Origin of the sequence: Blastococcus goldschmidtiae, assembly GCF_031845325.1 — a bacterium.
In the GTDB taxonomy this organism is placed as follows: Bacteria; Actinomycetota; Actinomycetes; order Mycobacteriales; family Geodermatophilaceae; genus Blastococcus; species Blastococcus goldschmidtiae.
In genome coordinates, this window is the sequence record NZ_JAVREI010000042.1 from 1 (window position 1) to 481 (window position 481).

General features: G+C 52.0%; 1 pseudogene. It reads left to right on the forward strand.

Annotation, left to right across the window (positions count from 1 at the left end):
- A pseudogene (gene mafA / locus RM425_RS21495) lies at positions 1-481 on the forward strand (adhesin MafA); the annotation flags it as partial.

A 481-nucleotide genomic window follows, 5' to 3' on the forward strand; every position in this document is an offset into this window, starting at 1 on the left:
TCGCATGGCGGAGGCAAACGCTTCGCGGTCGAACAAGAACTTGTGGCCGCTTCTGCCAGAGCTGCCGTTAAAGACATGGATTTACAGGCATTACACGGACGAAAAGTTGCATTGTACATTGCAACTATGGGCGACCAAGGTTCAGGCAGTTTGACAGGGGGTCGCTACTCCATTGATGCACTGATTCGCGGCGAATACATAAACAGCCCTGCCGTCCGTACCGATTACACCTATCCGCGTTACGAAACCACCGCTGAAACAACATCAGGCGGTTTGACAGGTTTAACCACTTCTTTATCTACACTTAATGCCCCTGCACTCTCGCGCACCCAATCAGACGGTAGCGGAAGTAGGAGCAGTCTGGGCTTAAATATTGGCGGGATGGGGGATTATCGAAATGAAACCTTGACGACCAACCCGCGCGACACTGCCTTTCTTTCCCACTTGGTACAGACCGTATTTTTCCTGCGCGGCATAGACG